This is a genomic window from Pseudomonas sp. FG1, assembly GCF_034313875.1.
GTDB lineage: Bacteria > Pseudomonadota > Gammaproteobacteria > Pseudomonadales > Pseudomonadaceae > Aquipseudomonas > Aquipseudomonas veronii.
Genome location: NZ_JAVIWP010000001.1, coordinates 5,287,193 through 5,304,962, shown reverse-complemented (window position 1 = coordinate 5,304,962; position 17,770 = coordinate 5,287,193). Strand labels below are relative to the sequence as shown.

Annotated in this window: 16 protein-coding genes; 10 read left to right on the top strand and 6 right to left on the bottom strand. The window is 61.4% G+C overall.

Annotated features, from left to right (window positions below; genetic code table 11):
• Positions 1-57 precede the first annotated feature (57 nt).
• Positions 58-2,175 carry a TonB-dependent receptor family protein gene (locus RGV59_RS24095; protein ID WP_322247061.1) on the top strand — a complete coding sequence of 706 codons (2,118 nt, stop codon included), beginning with the start codon at positions 58-60 and terminating at the stop codon, positions 2,173-2,175.
• Here RGV59_RS24095 and RGV59_RS24090 read toward each other — a convergent pair.
• Positions 2,145-2,474 carry a hypothetical protein gene (locus tag RGV59_RS24090; RefSeq protein ID WP_126587224.1) on the bottom strand — a complete coding sequence of 110 codons (330 nt, stop codon included), beginning with the start codon at positions 2,472-2,474 and terminating at the stop codon, positions 2,145-2,147. The genes RGV59_RS24095 and RGV59_RS24090 overlap by 31 nt on opposite strands.
• Before the next feature lie 92 nt (positions 2,475-2,566).
• Positions 2,567-4,384, bottom strand: a complete 1,818-nt coding sequence (locus tag RGV59_RS24085) for a sigma-54-dependent Fis family transcriptional regulator (protein WP_126587225.1) — start codon at positions 4,382-4,384, stop codon at positions 2,567-2,569.
• Positions 4,385-4,712: 328 nt separating this feature from the next.
• Here RGV59_RS24085 and RGV59_RS24080 point away from each other — a divergent pair, with 328 nt between their 5' ends.
• The 6 genes from RGV59_RS24080 to RGV59_RS24055 all read left to right on the top strand — a co-directional run bounded on the left by RGV59_RS24080 (position 4,713) and on the right by RGV59_RS24055 (position 10,773).
• The gene (locus RGV59_RS24080; RefSeq protein ID WP_102618745.1) at positions 4,713-5,807 is read left to right on the top strand and encodes an ABC transporter ATP-binding protein; all 1,095 of its coding nucleotides are present in this window, start codon (positions 4,713-4,715) and stop codon (positions 5,805-5,807) included.
• Positions 5,807-6,904: an ABC transporter ATP-binding protein gene (locus RGV59_RS24075; protein WP_126587226.1), complete on the top strand. Its 1,098-nt coding sequence runs from the start codon at positions 5,807-5,809 to the stop codon at positions 6,902-6,904. Before RGV59_RS24080 ends, RGV59_RS24075 begins: the two co-directional genes overlap by 1 nt.
• Positions 6,901-7,767, top strand: a complete 867-nt coding sequence (locus RGV59_RS24070; protein ID WP_046487164.1) for a carbohydrate ABC transporter permease — start codon at positions 6,901-6,903, stop codon at positions 7,765-7,767. Before RGV59_RS24075 ends, RGV59_RS24070 begins: the two co-directional genes overlap by 4 nt.
• 10 nt (positions 7,768-7,777) lie before the next feature.
• Positions 7,778-8,578 (top strand): carbohydrate ABC transporter permease, encoded by an 801-nt coding sequence (locus RGV59_RS24065; RefSeq protein ID WP_017846707.1) that lies wholly within the window; start codon positions 7,778-7,780, stop codon positions 8,576-8,578.
• 10 nt (positions 8,579-8,588) lie between these two features.
• Positions 8,589-8,861, top strand: a complete 273-nt coding sequence (locus tag RGV59_RS24060; RefSeq protein ID WP_017846706.1) for a DUF2160 domain-containing protein — start codon at positions 8,589-8,591, stop codon at positions 8,859-8,861.
• 169 nt (positions 8,862-9,030) lie between these two features.
• Positions 9,031-10,773, top strand: coding sequence for an ABC transporter substrate-binding protein (locus tag RGV59_RS24055; protein WP_108525131.1), 1,743 nt, complete (start codon positions 9,031-9,033; stop codon positions 10,771-10,773).
• Positions 10,774-10,893: 120 nt separating this feature from the next.
• On the opposite strand, the gene potE is transcribed toward RGV59_RS24055, so the two are convergent.
• The 3 genes from potE to RGV59_RS24040 form a co-directional block, all read right to left on the bottom strand.
• The gene (gene potE / locus RGV59_RS24050; RefSeq protein WP_046487170.1) at positions 10,894-12,222 is read right to left on the bottom strand and encodes a putrescine-ornithine antiporter; all 1,329 of its coding nucleotides are present in this window, start codon (positions 12,220-12,222) and stop codon (positions 10,894-10,896) included.
• Positions 12,223-12,564: 342 nt separating this feature from the next.
• On the bottom strand, positions 12,565-12,996 hold the full coding sequence (locus RGV59_RS24045; RefSeq protein ID WP_017846703.1) for a hypothetical protein: 432 nt from the start codon (positions 12,994-12,996) through the stop codon (positions 12,565-12,567).
• Positions 12,997-13,143: 147 nt separating this feature from the next.
• A complete protein-coding gene (locus RGV59_RS24040) occupies positions 13,144-14,292 on the bottom strand; it encodes an aldose epimerase family protein (protein ID WP_057004388.1) in 1,149 nt (382 codons plus the stop codon).
• Positions 14,293-14,430: 138 nt separating this feature from the next.
• Here RGV59_RS24040 and RGV59_RS24035 point away from each other — a divergent pair, with 138 nt between their 5' ends.
• A complete protein-coding gene (locus RGV59_RS24035; RefSeq protein ID WP_017846701.1) occupies positions 14,431-15,198 on the top strand; it encodes an SDR family NAD(P)-dependent oxidoreductase in 768 nt (255 codons plus the stop codon).
• Between the two features lie 6 nt (positions 15,199-15,204).
• Here RGV59_RS24035 and RGV59_RS24030 read toward each other — a convergent pair whose 3' ends face one another.
• Complete coding sequence (locus RGV59_RS24030; protein WP_102618865.1) at positions 15,205-15,807, bottom strand: glutathione S-transferase family protein; 603 nt, start codon at positions 15,805-15,807, stop codon at positions 15,205-15,207.
• A gap of 114 nt (positions 15,808-15,921) precedes the next feature.
• Here RGV59_RS24030 and RGV59_RS24025 point away from each other — a divergent pair, with 114 nt between their 5' ends.
• Both RGV59_RS24025 and yghU read left to right on the top strand, forming a co-directional pair.
• On the top strand, positions 15,922-16,848 hold the full coding sequence (locus RGV59_RS24025) for a LysR substrate-binding domain-containing protein (protein ID WP_126587227.1): 927 nt from the start codon (positions 15,922-15,924) through the stop codon (positions 16,846-16,848).
• Between the two features lie 81 nt (positions 16,849-16,929).
• Positions 16,930-17,766 carry a glutathione-dependent disulfide-bond oxidoreductase gene (yghU, locus tag RGV59_RS24020; protein WP_046383028.1) on the top strand — a complete coding sequence of 279 codons (837 nt, stop codon included), beginning with the start codon at positions 16,930-16,932 and terminating at the stop codon, positions 17,764-17,766.
• Positions 17,767-17,770 lie beyond the last annotated feature (4 nt).

The following is a 17,770-nucleotide window of genomic DNA, read 5'->3' as shown; positions in this document are numbered from 1 at the left end:
TCACAGTTCGCGTGCGAGGCCTTGCCTTCACGCCCCCGCATTCCAAGGACCCGCCCCATGTTGCTGCGCCAACCCCCGCTGCTTTTTGCTGCCCTGACCCTCAGTTCCCTTGTGCAGGCCGAAGACCTGCAACTGGCGCCGGTCGAAGTCACCACCAGCGAAGCCAGCGCGGCTGAAGTGGCGCAGGCGCAGCTCAAGCGCGTGCCCGGCGGCACCAATTACATCGACATGAGCAGCGTGCAACAGGGGCGGGTGAGCACCAACGAGGACGTGTTCAAGTATCAGGCCGGGGTGTACGCCAAGGCGGCGAATAATGAAGGCGTCAAACTCTCGATCCGTGGCTCGGGCCTCAACCGCAGCCCCGGCGCCCATGCTTCCGGGTTGTACGAGACGTTCGACGGCTTGCCGCTGACAGGCCCCGGCGGTACGCCCTATGAACTCAAGGACCCCTTGTGGCAAAGCCGCGTCGAGGTGCTGCGCGGTGCCAACGGTTTTGATCAGGGCGCGCTGGCCCTGGGTGGGGCGGTCAATTACGTGACCCATACCGGCTACGACGCGCCCAAGCTGCAAGTGCGCTACGAAGCGGGCAGCCGTGGCTACGCCCAGCGCGAGATCAGTTCGGGCCAGGTGCTGGGGGATGCCGACTATTACATCAGCCTCACCGATTCCGAATCCGACGGCTATCAGCAGCAGAGCGCCGGCACGGGCAAGGGCGTCGCGGCCAACTTCGGCTACCGTTTCAACCCGAACCTGGAGACGCGCTTTTACTTGCGCTACCGCGAAACCACCAACGACACGCCAGGCAAGCTCACGCGCTACCAGATCAGCCATGATCCGCGTGCCGCCAACAGCCTCAACGCCGCCCGCGATTCAAAACGCCTGCAACCGGGCTCCACCTGGATCGCCAACAAGACCACGTTGCAGCTCGACGACAACGCACGGCTGGAAGTCGGCCTGGCCTATCACGACTACCCGATGGACCTGCGCGAGGGCACCAATCGCCTGAAAGTCGCCTACACCGATATCAGCGGCACGCTGAACTACATTCGCCAGGACACCCTGTTCGGTCACGACAGTAAAACCACGATCGGCCTGCGCACCACCCAGGCGATGCCCAACAATGGCGCGTCGGAATACGTGCGAATTCCTGTCGGCAATACCGCAGGCTATGCCCCCGGCACCAAGACCCGCGACTACAGCTACCTGGGCTCCGACACGGTGCTGCATATCGGCAACGACCTGGAACTGGTCCCGGACCTGTGGCTGACCACCGGCCTGGCCGCGATCTACACCCGCCGCGAAACCCAGGTGACCTATCCCGACGGCCAGGCGCCGCTCAGTCAACATGACTGGGACTATGCGCCGCGCATCGGCCTGCGCTATGACTTCACCCCGCAATTGCAGGTGTACGGCAACCTGAGCCGCTCGGTCGAGCCGCCGCATGCCTGGTCGATGATCTGGGGTTCCAACAAATACTTCGGGCCGGGCAGCGGCCCGGCCACCGGCCTGCAACGCGAAGGCGTGAGTTTGAAAAACCAGACCGCCACCACCCTGGAAGTCGGCGGCCGTGGTGACGCGTGGTTCGGCCAATGGGACCTGGCACTGTACCGCTCGGAAGTGCGCCACGAGTTGCTCACCGTTGAAACCCAGGCCCAGACCCCCACCACCAACGCGATCCTCGCCGAGGCCAACGCCAGCCCCACGGTTCACCAAGGTGTCGAACTGAGCCTGCTCAGCCCGCTGTGGGATGGCGGCCGCAGCGGTAAGCTCGCCCTGCGCCAGGCCTACACCTTCAGCGACTTCCACTACCGCAACGACGACCGCTTCGGCGACAACACCTTGCCGGGCATTCCCAAGCACTACTACCAGGCACAGTTGCGCTACAGCCATCCGACCGGTTTCTACACCAGCCTCAACACCGAGCATTCCTCGCGGGTGGCGGTGGATTACGCCAATTCCTACTACGCGGCGGCCTATACCTTACTCGGCGCCACGTTCGGCTACGACGCCCCGCAGCAGGACTGGCAAGCCTGGGTTGACCTGCGCAACCTGACCAACCGCCGCTACGCCAACACCGTCACCCCGGGTTATGACGACAAGGGCCTGGACGCCGCCCGCTCCACGCCCGGGGATGGTCGGGGCATCTACACCGGCGTGTCGTGGAGCTGGCGCTGAGACACCGACAACAGGCGCTCGACTTGCGCGTGCTCCCACATACTCATCAATGCCACTGGGTTGGTGCCATAGCGTTGCCAGCTGTCCAATGAGCCATGCCGCCCGTCGGGTGAGCGGCAGTGCTGGCACCCCACCAGCGCCGCACCTTGGGTCAGCAGCACCATCCGCCAGCCGTCGGTTTCCACGCTTACCGTGTCATCCGCTGCCGCACAGGCGCTGATGACCCGCGTTTCCAGGGCCATATCCTTAAGCACTTGATAAGCCTCCCGTGCAGAAACGGTGGCGGCGGTTGCGGTCATCGGCGGTGTCCTCGTGATGGAGCGGTGCAGTGTCGCGTGCGGGCAGGGCGGTTTCAAGCTCGAGAGGGCAGCGGTCGATTGCTGCCCGGGTTTCAGTCATTGCCTTGGCGCAGGCGCTTGTACAGGGTGTTGCGGCTCACGCCGAGTTCCCGCGCCAGGTGGGAAATATTCCCGCCTGCCGCTTTCAAGCGCCGCGTCAGGTCAATGCTGTCCTCCAGAGGCGCGCTGGCGGGCAGCGGCGCCGTCACGTTCAGATCGACGAAGAAGTCGTCCGGCAGATGCTCCGGGCGGATCGGCTGCTCCTCGGCCATGGCCAACGCCACCTGCAACACACTGCTGGCCTGGCGCAAATTGCCCGGCCACGGGTGCTGCTCGAACAACGCCAGCACCTCGGCGCTCAGCCCGGCCCACTGCTTCGGTTCGCGGTGTTGCTGCCACAGTTGTTGGAACAACGCCTGCTTGTCAGTGCGCTCGCGCAGTGGCGGCAACTCCAGGGTCAGCCCGCCAATGCGGTAGTACAAATCCTCACGGAAGCGCCCGGCCTGCACCTGCTCGCGTAGCACATGGTTGGTGGCGGAGATGATGCGCAAATCCACCGGGAACAACTCGCTGCTGCCCACCGGTTGCACGCAGCGTTCCTGTAAGACCCGCAGCAAGCGGGCCTGGGTCGGCAGTGGCATATCACCGATCTCGTCGAGAAACAGCGTGCCCTTGTCGGCCTTGCGGATCAGGCCGACGCTGCCTTTTTGATTGGCGCCGGTGAAGGCGCCTTTTTCGTAGCCGAACAGTTCCGATTCCACCAGCTCAGCGGGAATCGCCGCACAGTTCACCGCGATAAAGGCCTGTTGGCTGCGCGAACTGGCCTGGTGCAGGGCTTTGACGAATACCTCTTTGCCCACGCCGGTTTCACCGTGGATCAGCAGCGGAATGTCCTTTTCCAGCAGGCGTTCGGCCTGGCGCACGGCTTTTTCCACGCGCACATCGCCAAAATGCAGGGTCTTGAGGCTGATCGGTACGGCTTGCGGCGGCGCCGGTTCGCTGAAAACCCGCGCGTGTACCGGCATCTGCTTGGGCCGCTTCAATAAACACTGGAAGCGATTGCGGCCGGCCGCCTGCAAGGAGAACGGCAAACCCTCCGGCTGATTCAGTAACTCCAGCATCGACACCTTGAACAAACGGTCGATCATCACCCGCGACAGGCTGATGCCCAGCAGGTTGTCGGCGCGGCGGTTGGCCGATAACACCTGGCCGCTTTCATCAAAGATCAGCAGGCCCGCCCATTGGCTGTCGAGGTTGTTCAGCCCGGTGTTGAAGGTCAGCTGGAAATGCTCGCCGCGAAACAGGTTGAGGATCAGCCGGTTTTCCACGGTCTGGCTCATCATCTTGACCATGCCCAGGGTGTGGGAGGGCGGCAGGTAGCTGTCGCTGGACACGTCCAGCACCGCGATGATTTCGCGCTGGGCGTCGAAGATCGGCGCCGCCGAACCGGTCATGAAGCGGTTGGCCTTGAGGAAGTGTTCATCGTGTTCGATATGCACCGCCTGGACACAGGCCAGCGCGGTGCCGATGGCATTGGTGCCGCTGGAACGCTCCATCCAGCTGGCGCCGGGGCTGAAGCCACGGGCCAACTTGGGGTCGATAAAGCGCTGGGTGCCCCACGACGTCAAAACCTGGCCCCGGTTGTCGGCCAGCATGATCAGGCAGTTGGAGTTGCTCAGGATGTTCTCGTAGTAAGGCAACACTTCCTGGTGGGTGGTCTGCACCAGGGAATGCTGGCTCTCCAGCAATTGGCTGATGCCCTCGGCGGGCAGTTGGTCAAAGCTGGGTGGGCTCTGGTGGTCCAGGCCGAATGCGCGGCAGCGGCGCCAGGACTCCTGGATGAGGGTGTCGTGAGTCAGCGGTTCGGCCATGGAGACCTTCTTTTTATTGTTTTTGGGTCTTGCGCAATCTAACGGATGTCACCCGGTCAATGTGGGAGGGGGCAAGTCGAATAGTCGCACCGCCCCTCCCACATGTGTTCTGCGTTGTTCAGTCAATCGGGTTCAAACAGTGTTGTTCAGAACTGTTCATTGTCAACCCGCTGAGTGTTCAGTTGTTCAGTCCGAATTGTTCATTTTTGTTCGCTCCCGAACCTCGCTTTCAGGGCATTTCCTTGTGGATCAAGCACCTGCTGCGGTTGGCACGAAACTCGCTGTGACCACTGGCCAGATTCATTCCAATAATAAAAAAGGGCGTGTCATGTCATTGACCCTGGAACATGTCTCCCGCGTCATCGAAGGCCAGACCTGGATCGACGACGCCAACCTGCGTTTCGAGGCCGGCTCCTTCAATGTGCTGCTCGGTCGCACCCTGTCCGGCAAGACCAGCCTGATGCGCCTGATGGCCGGCCTGGACAAGCCCGACAGCGGTCGCATCCTGATGAACGGCGTGGATGTCACCGCTAAACCGGTGCGCCTGCGCAACGTGTCGATGGTGTATCAACAGTTCATCAACTACCCGACCATGACCGTGTTCGAGAACATCGCCTCGCCGTTGCGCCAGGCCGGTGTGTCCAACGAGCTGATCCAGAGCAAGGTGCTGGAAACCGCGAAGATGCTGCGCATCGAGAAGTTCCTCAAGCGCCACCCGCTGGAGCTGTCCGGCGGCCAGCAGCAACGCACGGCGATGGCCCGCGCGTTGGTGAAGGATGCCGAACTGATCCTGTTCGATGAGCCGTTGGTGAACCTGGACTACAAACTGCGCGAAGAGCTGCGTCAGGAAATGCGCGAGCTGTTCAAGGCCCGCCACACCATTGCGATTTACGCCACCACCGAGCCCAACGAAGCGCTGGCACTCGGTGGCACCACCACCATCCTCCACGAAGGCCGGGTGATCCAGAGCGGCAAGGCCGCCGAGGTGTATCACCAGCCGCAGACCGTATTGGCTGCCGAGTTGTTTTCCGAACCGCCGATCAACCTGATGCCGGGCAGCATCAGCGGCAATGAAGTGAGCTTCGCCAATTTCGTACACTTCCCACTCAATGTTGACCTGCGTCCCATCGGCGAGGGCGAGTTCCGCTTTGGCGTGCGCCCCAGCCATATCAGCCTGGTGCCCAGCAACGACGACGACCTCGAACTGGCGGTGACCGTGGAAGTCGCCGAGATCAGCGGCTCGGAAACCTTCCTGCATGTGCGCAGCGAGCATTTCCTGCTGGTGTTGCACTTGCCGGGGGTGCATGAGTACGACGTCGACGCGCCGATCCGTGTGTATATCCCCACCCATAAACTGTTTGTGTTTGATGGCCAGGGCCGCTTGGTCCAGGCCCCCGGACGCCGTGTCGCGAGGGTTGCCTGATGGCCGAGATCCATTTGCAGAACCTGGCGCACAGCTACAGCCCTACGCCGACAGGTCCCGAGGACTACGCCATTCGGGAAATGAACCACGTATGGGAGCAGGGCGGCGCCTACGCCTTGCTCGGGCCTTCGGGCTGCGGCAAATCAACCCTGCTCAATATCATCTCCGGCCTGCTCAGCCCGTCCGAAGGGCAAGTGCTGTTCGACCATAAAGTGGTCAACGAGCTGACCCCGGAAAAACGCAACATCGCCCAGGTGTTCCAGTTCCCGGTGGTGTACGACACCATGACGGTGTTCGACAACCTGGCTTTCCCGTTGCGTAACCAGGGCATGGCCGAGGCGAAAATTCACAGCAAGGTGCAGGAAATCGCCGAAGTCCTTGACCTGCAAAGCCTGCTGAGCAAAAAGGCACGCAACCTCACCGCCGACGAAAAACAGAAAGTCTCCATGGGCCGGGGCCTGGTGCGTGACGACGTCTCGGCGATCCTGTTCGATGAACCGCTGACGGTGATCGACCCGCACCTCAAATGGAAACTGCGGCGCAAGCTCAAGCAGATCCACGAGCAGTTCAATATCACCATGGTCTACGTGACCCACGACCAGCTGGAAGCCTCGACCTTCGCCGACAAGATCGCGGTGATGTACGGCGGGCAAATCGTGCAATTCGGCACGCCGCGGGAGTTGTTCGAGCGGCCGAGCCATACGTTTGTCGGCTATTTCATCGGCAGCCCTGGGATGAATCTGATCGAAGTGCAGGCTGAGGCCGGCGGAGTGCGCTTTGCCGACACCCATCTGCGGTTGTCCGAGGCCGTGCAGCAACGCCTCGCCGACACGCCCTACACGACCTTGCAGGTGGGCATCCGCCCGGAATTCATTCATGTGTGGGATGAGCATAACCCTGACGCACTGCAAGCCGACGTCACCCATATTGAAGACCTCGGCACCTACAAGATCCTGACCCTGAACCTGGACGGCGCCACCCTGAAAGTGCGCCTGGCCGAAGACAAACCGGTGCCCGAAGGCACCGCCTCTATCAGCTTCCCCGCGCAGTGGCTGATGCTCTACGTCGACGATTACCTGCTGGAGGTGCGGCCATGAACAAGGTGCAGAACAACAAGGCCTGGTGGTTGGTGTTGCCGGTGTTCCTGCTGGTGGCATTCAGTGCGGTGATCCCGATGATGACGGTGGTCAACTACTCGGTGCAGGACATTTTCGACCAGTCCAGCCGCTATTTCGTTGGCACCGACTGGTACAAGCAGGTGCTACTCGACCCGCGTCTGCACGACTCGCTGCTGCGCCAGTTCATCTACTCGGCGTGCGTGCTGCTGATCGAAATCCCGCTGGGCATCGCCATCGCCCTGACCATGCCGACCAAGGGCCGCTGGTCATCGCTGGTGCTGATCATCCTCGCCATTCCGTTGCTGATTCCGTGGAACGTGGTGGGCACCATCTGGCAGATTTTCGGCCGCGCCGATATCGGGTTGCTCGGTTCCACCCTCAATGCGATGGGCATCAGCTACAACTATGCGGCCAACACCATGGACGCCTGGGTCACGGTGCTGGTGATGGATGTCTGGCACTGGACCTCCCTGGTGGCGCTGCTGTGCTACTCGGGGCTGCGCGCTATTCCAGATGTGTACTACCAGGCGGCGCGTATCGATCGGGCGTCGGCCTGGGCGGTTTTCCGACATATCCAGCTGCCGAAGATGAAAAGTGTGCTGCTGATCGCGGTGATGCTGCGCTTCATGGACAGTTTCATGATCTACACCGAGCCCTTCGTACTGACCGGTGGCGGGCCGGGTAACGCCACCACGTTCCTCAGCCAGACGCTGACCCAGATGGCTGTCGGCCAATTCGACCTGGGCCCGGCCGCGGCGTTTTCCCTGGTGTACTTCCTGATCATCCTGTTGGTGTCCTGGCTGTTCTACACCGCCATGACCCATTCCGACGCCAACCGCTGAGGCCACCAACATGAGCAAGCGCAAAGTCATACCGCTGCTGATCTACATCCTGTTCCTGCTGGTGCCGATCTACTGGCTGCTGAACATGTCCTTCAAAAGCAATACCGAAATCCTCGGCGGGCTGACGCTGTTTCCGCAGGATTTCACCCTGGCCAACTACAAGGTGATCTTCACTGACCCGAGTTGGTACACCGGCTATCTCAATTCGCTGTACTACGTGAGCCTGAACACGCTGATCTCCTTGAGCGTAGCGCTGCCGGCGGCGTATGCGTTCTCGCGCTATCGCTTCCTGGGCGACAAGCACCTGTTTTTCTGGCTGCTGACCAACCGCATGGCGCCGCCGGCGGTGTTTCTGTTGCCGTTTTTCCAGCTGTATTCGTCCATCGGCCTGTTCGACACGCATATCGCGGTGGCCCTGGCGCACTGCCTGTTCAACGTGCCATTGGCGGTGTGGATTCTCGAAGGCTTCATGTCGGGTGTGCCCAAGGAAATCGACGAAACCGCCTACATTGACGGTTACTCCTTCCCCAAGTTCTTTGTGAAGATTTTTATCCCATTGATCGGCTCCGGCATCGGCGTGACGGCGTTTTTCTGCTTCATGTTTTCCTGGGTCGAACTGCTGCTGGCGCGCACCCTGACTTCGGTCAATGCCAAGCCCATCGCGGCGGTGATGACCCGTACCGTCTCGGCGTCGGGGATCGACTGGGGCGTGCTGGCGGCGGCGGGGGTGTTGACCATCCTGCCCGGCATGCTGGTGATCTGGTTTGTACGCAACCACGTGGCCAAGGGCTTTGCCCTGGGCCGGGTCTGAGGAGTCGATGATGGAATGGATGGCCTGGACCACCCCCACCGCGCTGTTCTTTGGCGGTATCGCCCTGATTCTGGCGGGCATGACCACTTGGGAACTGCGCGCGCCGAGTATCCCTCGGCGCGGGTTTCTGCCGATCAGCACCACCCGTGGTGATCGTTTGTTTATCGGTCTTCTCGGTAGCGCTTACCTGCACCTGCTGGTGATCGGCGCAACCGACTGGAGCATCTGGGTGGCGTCCGCGCTCTCCCTTGTATGGCTGTTGTGTGTGATGCGTTGGGGCTAGTGCGGATGCCTCTATTCCCTGTAGGAGCGAGCGTGCTCGCGAAATTCGTCAACGATAACGCGGCGTTTCTGGGCGTGCGCGGTGTCTGGGCGTTTTTCGCGAGCAAGCTCGCTCCAACAAGGGGTGTGTGGCGTTTGTAGTCCCTTTTGAAATCAACCAGGAGGTCTCTATGTTCGATAAAAACAATAAGCTGCGACATAGCATTTCATTGGCCGCCGTACTGGCCCTCAGTGGTTTGAGTGCTACGGCCTGGGCCGATGCGTATGAAGAAGCGGCGAAAAAATGGATCGGCAGCGAGTTCAAGCCGTCGACCCTCACGGCCGACCAGCAGCTCGAGGAACTCAAGTGGTTCATCAAGGCCGCCGAACCGTTCCGTGGGATGAAGATCAACGTGGTGTCGGAAACCCTCACCACCCATGAATACGAATCCAAGGTGCTGGCCAAGGCCTTCAGTGAAATCACCGGTATCAAGCTGACCCACGACCTGCTGCAGGAAGGCGATGTGGTGGAAAAGCTGCAAACCCAGATGCAGTCCGACAAGAACATCTATGACGGCTGGGTCAACGATTCCGACCTGATCGGTACGCACTTTCGCTACGGCAAAACCGAATCCATCACTGACCTGATGGCCAACGAAGGCAAGAACTTCACCTCGCCGACCCTGGATATCAAGGACTTTATCGGTATCTCCTTCACCACCGCGCCGGACGGCAAGATCTACCAGTTACCCGACCAGCAATTCGCCAACCTGTACTGGTTCCGCGCTGACTGGTTCGAGCGGCCGGAGCTGAAAGCCAAGTTCAAGGAAAAATACGGCTACGACCTCGGCGTGCCGGTGAACTGGTCGGCCTATGAAGACATCGCCAAGTTCTTCAGCGAGGACGTCAAGCAAATCGACGGCAAGCGCATCTATGGGCACATGGACTACGGCAAGAAAGACCCGTCCCTCGGCTGGCGCTTCACCGATGCCTGGTTCTCCATGGCCGGTGGCGGCGACAAGGGTTTGCCCAACGGTTTGCCGGTGGACGAGTGGGGCATTCGCGTCGAGGACTGCCACCCGGTGGGCTCCAGCGTGACCCGGGGCGGCGACACCAACGGCCCGGCCGCCGTGTTCGCCACGCAGAAATACGTGGACTGGATGAAAGCCTACGCACCGCCGGAAGCGGCCGGCATGACCTTCTCCGAATCCGGCCCGGTGCCGTCCCAGGGCAACATCGCCCAGCAGATCTTCTGGTACACCGCGTTCACGGCCGACATGACCAAGCCGGGCCTGCCCGTGGTCAACGCCGACGGCACACCGAAATGGCGTATGGCGCCGTCGCCCGTCGGGCCTTATTGGGAAAAGGGCATGAAGAAGGGTTATCAGGACGTGGGTTCCTGGACCTTCCTCAAGTCGACGCCTGAGAAGCAGAAGCTCGCGGCCTGGCTGTACGCGCAGTTCGTCACCTCGAAAACCGTGTCGCTGAAGAAAACCATCGTCGGCCTGACGCCGATCCGTGAGTCGGACATCAATTCCCAGGCCATGACCGACCTGGCGCCGAAGCTTGGCGGCCTGGTGGAGTTCTACCGCAGCCCGGCCCGGGTCGAGTGGACGCCGACCGGCACCAACGTGCCGGACTATCCACGCCTGGCGCAATTGTGGTGGAGCAACATTGCGGCGGCGGCCAGCGGCGAGAAAACCCCGCAACAGGCGCTCGACAACCTGGCCAAGGAGCAAGACGCGATCATGACGCGCCTGGAACGCTCCAAAGTGCAACCGGTGTGCGGTCCGAAAATGAACCCGGAGCGTGACGCCCAATACTGGTTCGACCAGCCGGGCGCGCCGAAGCCGAAACTGGCCAACGAGAAACCCAAAGGCGAAACCGTGGCCTACGGCGACCTGCTCAAGCAGTGGGAGGCTGCACGTAAATAATCAGTTCAGGCAAACGCGGTAAATACTGTAGGAGGGGGCTTGCCCCCGATAGCGGTGGTTCAGTCAATACACGTATCGACTGGCGCAATCGGGGGCAAACCCCCTCCCACATTTTGATCTTCATCTGCCAGGGGAATCTGCCGGTTCCCCGACAAACCGCTTGGCCAGGAAGCCATACAACAGATACCCGAACGCCAGCACCAGCATCGCGCCAAATACCGCCTCTTCACCGCAGGCATAAATCGCATACAGCGAATACCCCACGGCCACCAGCACCACCAGCGTATTGCGCGCCTGCACCGTTGCGCTGGCGTGTGCCTTGTACATCATCACCAGCAGGCCGGTGAGGGCGGTCACGTAGGGCAGCAGGTTGGTCACCACCGCCAGGTTCACCAGTTTGCTGAACTGCGCGCTGGCGCTGGGCGAGATGGTCGACAAGGCAATCAGGCTTTGCAGCGTGGCACACGCCAGCAGCCCCAGCACCGGTGCATTCGCGGCGCTGATGCGGCTGAAAAACCGCGGAAACAGGCGTTGGTCCGCCGACATCTTGGCCGTTTGCGCCAGGGTGAATTGCCAGCCCAGTAACGAGCCGATACAGGCCACCACCGCCAGCGCCATGATCAGCTTGCCGACCCAGGGGCTGAACATCTGTGCGTAAACCAGTGCGAACGGTGCGGAGGACGCGGCCAGTTCGGCATTGGGCACGATGCCCTGGATCACTGCGGTCGACAGCACATACACCACCGCCACCCCAAGCGTGCCGAGCAGGCAGGCCAGGGGCACGGTGCGGTTGGGGTTCTCCACCGCGTCGTAGCCCTGGGCGGCCGACTCCATGCCAAGAAACGCCCACAAGGTCAGAGGAATACTCGCACTGACGGCGTCCCACAGGTGCCGTTGGTGTGGGTTCCAGGCGGCCGTGAACACCTCGGGCTTGAAATAGAACCAACCGATCACGCAGAGCCCCGCCACTGGAATGATCACACCCCATACCGTGACCACTCCGATGCGCCCGGTGATGCGCGGGCCGCCGAAGTTGGCCACGGTGGTCAGCCAGATCAGCGCCAGGCTGCCGACGAACAACGGCCCCGGCCCGCTGCCCAGCCACGGAATGAACGACGACAAATAACCCACCGCCGAAATCGCAATCGCCACATTGGCAATGATCAGCGACAGAAAATACAGAAACGAACACAGGAAAAACCCCGACTTGCCGTGGGCCTCCTCGGTATACGCCGACATCCCGCCGCTGCGGGTACAGAACAGCCCGCATTGAGCGAAGCCGTAGGCGATCGCCATCGAACCGAGCGCAGTGACGACCCACGACAGCAGTGAAATCGCGCCCAGTTGCGCCATGCTGGCCGGCAACATGATGATCCCCGAGCCCATCATGTTGATCGCTACCAGGGTGGTCAGGCCCAACAGGCTCATCTTCTTGCTTGGTGCGGCCATCCAGAACTCCTTGTGATCAACGCAAAACCTGAGCTGTGCTTTCGCTGCGCCAACCCTGCGCGGCGGCAGTCGGGCGACATCGTCACGCGCAGGATGCCCGTCTCGGTGCGACGGTGTTCGGCTTTGGTGGTGAAGGCGCGTTATTCGATCAAGCGGCTATTCATTGAGGGCCATGCTGATCCCACTGATGAAACTTGCGCAAGGAAAAAGCCGAAATAGGCAGGATTGGCGTAGGGACAGCGGCGTCCCTGGGTAGGACGCTCGCTACTGTGCTCACTCAACGGTTCGATTTATCACCCCGACGCCTGAGCCGCGCATTCAAGGGGGGCTCAACGGGCGGGATCAGGCCATGGCCTGCGGTTGGATGCGCAGTTCGCCGTCGACATCCTTGGCCAACCCACTGGCCAGAAACAACGGGGCGAGGCGCTTGTGCAACTGTGGCTCGACAAACTCCTTCACCGTCGGCAATGCCAGCACACCACTGAGCGGCAACTCCGCCTTGGTGTACGACAGCCACGCCTTTTTCAACATCAACAGCACATCGCTGCCGGCCGTCGAGGCAAAGCGGCGGTGGGTGGGTTTGGTGTCGAGGTTGAAGGTGTGCTGGAACTCATAGCCGGTTTCCTCCCCGCCAGCGGCAGCACAGCGCACGCAGGTGCAGGGGCCGTCGCCGAATGCGTTGCGCAGGTAGGCGTTGAAGTCCACCACGGGTTTGAGTGACAGACGCTTATCCACCTCGAACAGGTCCCCGGTCATTTTTTCGTCAGTGTTCAACGTCCAATTCCTTGCTGGTAGGCGGCTTTTCAAAGCGCGGCACAATAGCAGCCAAGCACGGTTTTGGGGACTATTTGCATCACATTAGCGCCGGACGCCGGCTTGCCGGCGACAGCGTTTCGGTCGCCGGCAAGCCCGCCGCCATCCTCAATCGGCGGAAAACTTCAAGATGGTGCGCTGGGTGTAGGTCTGCCCGGGGTCCAAGCGTGTCGAGGCAAACGTCGGTTGGTTCGGCGCATCGGGAAAGTGCTGGGTCTCCAGTGTGAAACCGCTCCAATGCAGGTAGGTTTTGCCTGCCTTGCCCTTCACCGAGCCATCGAGGAAGTTGCTGGTATAGAACTGCACCCCAGGTTCCGTGGTGTAGAGCTGCAAACGGCGGCCGGAGGCGGGGTCGTACACGTCGGCGGCGAGTTGCTTGATGTCGCCCTGGGTATCCAGCGCCCAGTTGAAGTCAAACCCGCCCTGTTTTGGCTCGGCGAATTTGAGTTGCGGATGCGCGTCCTTGATGTGCTGGCCGATGGCGGTGGGCTGGAGAAAGTCCATCGGCGTGCCCTTGACCGGTGCCACTTCGCCGGTGGGAATCAAGGTGGCATTCACCGGCGTGTAGTGGCTGGCGTGCAAGGTCGCCACCTGCTTGAGGATGTCGCCGTTGCCCGCGCCGGCGAGGTTGAAATAGCTGTGGTTGGTGAGGTTGAGCACCGTCGGTTTGTCGGTGGTGGCCTTGTAGTCGATGTGCAATTCGTTGTTGTCGTTGAGCCGATAGGTGACTTCGGTGGTCAGGTTGCCGGGAAAGCCCATCTCGCCGTCCTTGGACAGGTAGGTCAGGGTCACGCCGACCGAATCCTTGTCCTTGACGGGCTTGGCTTGCCACACGCGCTTGTCGAAGCCCTGGGCGCCGCCATGCAGCGAATTGGGACCGTCGTTGAGCGGCACCTGATAACGCTTGCCGTCGAGCTCGAACGCACCGCCGGCCAGGCGATTGCCGAAGCGGCCAATGGTCGCGCCAAAAAACGCCGTACCGCGCTGATAGCCCTGCACATCATCGAAGCCGAGCACCACGTCCTCGACCTTGCCGTGCTTGTCCGGCACTTTCAGCGCCTGCAACACGCCGCCATAGGTGATGACCGTGGCTTGCATGCCATGGCTGTTGCGCAATATGTACTGCTCGACAGCGGTGCCGTCGTTGGTTTTTCCGAAGGGTTTGTGTTCACTGGACAGACCGGCGGCCTGCGCGCCACCGCTGGCGATCAGCATGGACAAGGCGAGGCCGGACAACAGGTATCGAGGGTGCTTCATGGTCGAACTTCCTTTTGTTGTTTTGAGTGGAATAGTTCTACTAATGTGCGATATTTTGTCGGTGAGGCCGCAAATTTATAGCCTTAAACGCCGATTTCGTAAAATAAAATAAGACTAATTGATCGAGGCAACCTTGATATGAGTACTGAACAGGCCGTTTATCCCGACCTCAAGGGCAAGACCGTATTGATTTCCGGAGGCGCTTCGGGGATCGGCGAATTCATGGTGCGAGCCTTCGCTGGGCAGGGGGCCAAGGTGGCGTTCGTCGACCGCGCGCAAGGCCAGGGCGAGCGCCTGGCGGCGTTGTTGAGTGCCCAGGGGCACACCGTCGAGTTCGGTCACTGCGATATCACCGACGAGATTGCCTACAAGGCCGCGATTGCGCGCTTCGAATACGCCCTGGGGCCGATCACCGTGTTGGTGAACAATGCCGCCAACGACGTGCGTCATACCCTGGAGGAAGTTGATTCGGAGACGTTCGACAAGCTGATCGCGGTCAACCTCAAGCACGCCTTTTTTGCTGCCAAGGCTGTGGTGCCGATGATGAAACGTGCGGGCGGCGGTTCGATCATCAACCTGGGCTCCGTTGGCTGGATGATGGCCTCCGCCGGCTACCCGGTGTACGCCGCCAGCAAGGCCGCCGCCCACGGCATGACGCGGGCGCTGGCGCGTGAGCTGGGCCCGGACCGTATCCGCGTCAATACGCTGGTGCCGGGCTGGGTGATGACCGAAAAACAATTGACGATGTGGGTCGACGACGCCGCCAAGGAACTGATCAGCCGCAGCCAGTGCCTGCCTGGCAGCGTATTGCCGGAACACATCGCCAGCATGGCGCTGTTTCTCGCCTCGCAGGCGTCAGCGATGTGTTCGGCGCAGAACTTCATTGTCGATGGCGGCTGGGTGTAACTCCGGTCACTCGATGGGGTAGCGCTTGAAGGCCGGGTGCTGCTCCAGGCGTTCGGCGTGGCGTTGCACATGGGGGAACGCATCCGCCTTGACCACCGAGGCCACGGTGAACTGGCTGAAGGACCAGGCGACCGCTACCGTCAGCGAGGCCTGGGTCAGCGCTTCGCTGTCGGCCTGGCTCAGGTGTTTGTCCAGCAGCGTATACGCGGCCAGCAATTGCCCGCTGACGCGGTCGAGCCACGGCGCATGCTGCTTCTCGGCCGGCCGCAGGTTGTGTTCATAGACGATCTGCACGCTTTTCTCACAGGCCGCCAGGGCCAGCCCGAGCAACTGTAGGTCCTTGGCGCGTGCCGCCGGGGGCTGCGCCAGCAACTTTCTGTCAGCTGGCGCGAGGGCTTCGAGGTAATCCAGGATCAGGCTGGAGTCCATCAACACGGTCCCATCGTCCAGCACCAGGGTGGGCGCCTTGACCACGGGGTTGATCCGCGCGAATGCGTTGTAGGTGCTGAACACGGACAAGGGCTCATGCACAAAATCCACCCCGTACAGTTCCAGGGAAATGGCCACGCGGCGTACATAAGGCGAGTCCAGCATGCCGACCAGTTTCATAAAGCCTCCTTGGTAATGGGTAGTTGGCAGGATTGGTTAATTTAGGTAACTTTAAAGCGGCTGTAGGTCCTGCAATATCGATTATTTTTACCGTAAAAGGTTAGCTGAGCTTACATGAGCGTATTTCCTCCCTTGACCTGCCTGCGCAGCTTCGAAGCCACCTCGCGATTGGGCAGCGTGACCTTGGCGGCCAGGGAACTGCACGTTACCCACTCAGCCATCAGCCAGCAGATCAAAGTGCTGGAAGAGCTCGTCGGTCTGGCCCTGTTCGTGCGCGAAGGTCGCGGCCTGCGGGTGAGCGAAGACGGGCGCCTGTACGCCTTGCAGATTCGCAAGGCGCTGGGAGATATCGCCGAAGCCACGCGCTTGATCCAGGCCCAACCCAAGACCGATGAACTGGTGGTCGCGGTGCTGCCCTCGTTCGGCTGCTCCTGGCTGGTCCCACGCCTGCCGACGTTCCAGGCGTTGTACCCGCATATCCGCATTCGCTTGCAAGCCAGTCTGAGCATTTCCAACCTGCATCAGGAATCGGTCGATATCGGCATCCGCATGGGCGAGGGCGATTGGGACGGCGTGGAGCAGCGGCTGTTGTTTCACGATGAAGTGATCGCCGTGGCCGCGCCTCATTTCAATCACGGGCAGTTGCCGCAGACACCACAGCAGATCGTCGACAGCCCGATCATCCGTAGCACCGAGTCCTGGCTGCCATGGTGCGAGGCGGCGGGCGTCGAGATGTCCGGTGAGCGCGCCTGCTTATGCAGCAATGACTCCAACCTGATCCTGGAGGCGGTGCGCCTGGGGCAGGGCATCGCCCTGGAGCGGCGCAGCCTGGTGCAGGACGCCATCGCCCGTGGCGAACTGGTGCAGCTCGGCGATATCAGTGTGCCCTACGCGTATCCCTACTGGCTGGTCTGGCCGCCCCGCGAAGGTTCGCACACCAAGCAGCAGGCGTTTTCCCAGTGGTTGTTCAAGGAAGTGGACAGCTACCTGGGGCAATTGAAAGGCGTTACCGATAAGTGTCCACCCAGCGCTCAAGGATGAAGGCTGGGTTGTGACGCAACCCCAACCTTTGGTTTAGTCTGGGTCGATTCGTTGACCTCAAGCACATCAGGAGTCGTAAGCATGACCGAATACGTACCCCCCAAGGTCTGGACCTGGGACACCGAAAGTGGCGGCACGTTCGCCAGTATCAACCGGCCCATCGCCGGGGCGACCCACGACAAGGTACTGCCGGTCGGCAAACACCCGCTGCAGTTGTACTCGCTGGCCACGCCCAATGGGCAGAAAGTCACGATCCTGCTCGAAGAGCTGCTGGCCCTCGGGCATACCGGCGCGGAATACGACGCCTGGCTGATCAAGATCGGCGACGGCGACCAGTTCGGCAGCGGCTTTGTCGCGGTGAACCCGAACTCGAAAATCCCCGCCTTGCTCGACCGCAGCGGCGCCACGCCGATTCGCGTGTTCGAGTCCGGTGCGATCCTGCAGTACCTGGCGGAGAAATTCGGGGCGTTCTTCCCGACCGAACCTGCGGCCCGCGCCGAGTGCTTGTCGTGGCTGTTCTGGCAGATGGGCAGCGCGCCGTACCTGGGCGGTGGCTTCGGGCATTTCTACGCCTATGCGCCGAGCAAGATGGAGTACCCGATCAACCGCTTTGCCATGGAAACCAAGCGCCAACTGGATGTGCTCGACAAGCGCCTGGCCGTGAGCGAGTACATTGCCGGTGACGACTACACCATCGCCGACATCGCCATCTGGCCCTGGTACGGCGGCCTGGTCAAAGGCCGCCTGTATGACGCGGCGCAGTTCCTTTCGGTGCAGGATTACAAACATGTGCTGCGCTGGGCCGATGCGATCGAGGCGCGCCCGGCGGTGCAGCGTGGACGGCGGGTCAACCGGGTGTCCGGGCCGCTCGAAGAGCAACTGCCGGAGCGGCACGATGCACGCGATTTCGAGCGCTGAGGTC

What these genes read in the sequence shown, in the direction of transcription:
- RGV59_RS24095 (WP_322247061.1), top strand. Translation starts at nt 58, where the DNA reads ATGTTGCTGCGCCAACCCCCGCTGCTTTTTGCTGCCCTGACCCTCAGT.
- yghU (WP_046383028.1), top strand. Translation starts at nt 16,930, where the DNA reads ATGACCGAATACGTACCCCCCAAGGTCTGGACCTGGGACACCGAAAGT.
- RGV59_RS24085 (WP_126587225.1), bottom strand. Translation starts at nt 4,384, where the DNA reads ATGGCCGAACCGCTGACTCACGACACCCTCATCCAGGAGTCCTGGCGC.
- RGV59_RS24065 (WP_017846707.1), top strand. Translation starts at nt 7,778, where the DNA reads ATGAGCAAGCGCAAAGTCATACCGCTGCTGATCTACATCCTGTTCCTG.
- RGV59_RS24025 (WP_126587227.1), top strand. Translation starts at nt 15,922, where the DNA reads ATGAGCGTATTTCCTCCCTTGACCTGCCTGCGCAGCTTCGAAGCCACC.
- RGV59_RS24070 (WP_046487164.1), top strand. Translation starts at nt 6,901, where the DNA reads ATGAACAAGGTGCAGAACAACAAGGCCTGGTGGTTGGTGTTGCCGGTG.
- RGV59_RS24090 (WP_126587224.1), bottom strand. Translation starts at nt 2,474, where the DNA reads ATGACCGCAACCGCCGCCACCGTTTCTGCACGGGAGGCTTATCAAGTG.
- RGV59_RS24075 (WP_126587226.1), top strand. Translation starts at nt 5,807, where the DNA reads ATGGCCGAGATCCATTTGCAGAACCTGGCGCACAGCTACAGCCCTACG.
- RGV59_RS24080 (WP_102618745.1), top strand. Translation starts at nt 4,713, where the DNA reads ATGTCATTGACCCTGGAACATGTCTCCCGCGTCATCGAAGGCCAGACC.
- RGV59_RS24035 (WP_017846701.1), top strand. Translation starts at nt 14,431, where the DNA reads ATGAGTACTGAACAGGCCGTTTATCCCGACCTCAAGGGCAAGACCGTA.
- RGV59_RS24040 (WP_057004388.1), bottom strand. Translation starts at nt 14,292, where the DNA reads ATGAAGCACCCTCGATACCTGTTGTCCGGCCTCGCCTTGTCCATGCTG.
- potE (WP_046487170.1), bottom strand. Translation starts at nt 12,222, where the DNA reads ATGGCCGCACCAAGCAAGAAGATGAGCCTGTTGGGCCTGACCACCCTG.
- RGV59_RS24030 (WP_102618865.1), bottom strand. Translation starts at nt 15,807, where the DNA reads ATGAAACTGGTCGGCATGCTGGACTCGCCTTATGTACGCCGCGTGGCC.
- RGV59_RS24060 (WP_017846706.1), top strand. Translation starts at nt 8,589, where the DNA reads ATGGAATGGATGGCCTGGACCACCCCCACCGCGCTGTTCTTTGGCGGT.
- RGV59_RS24055 (WP_108525131.1), top strand. Translation starts at nt 9,031, where the DNA reads ATGTTCGATAAAAACAATAAGCTGCGACATAGCATTTCATTGGCCGCC.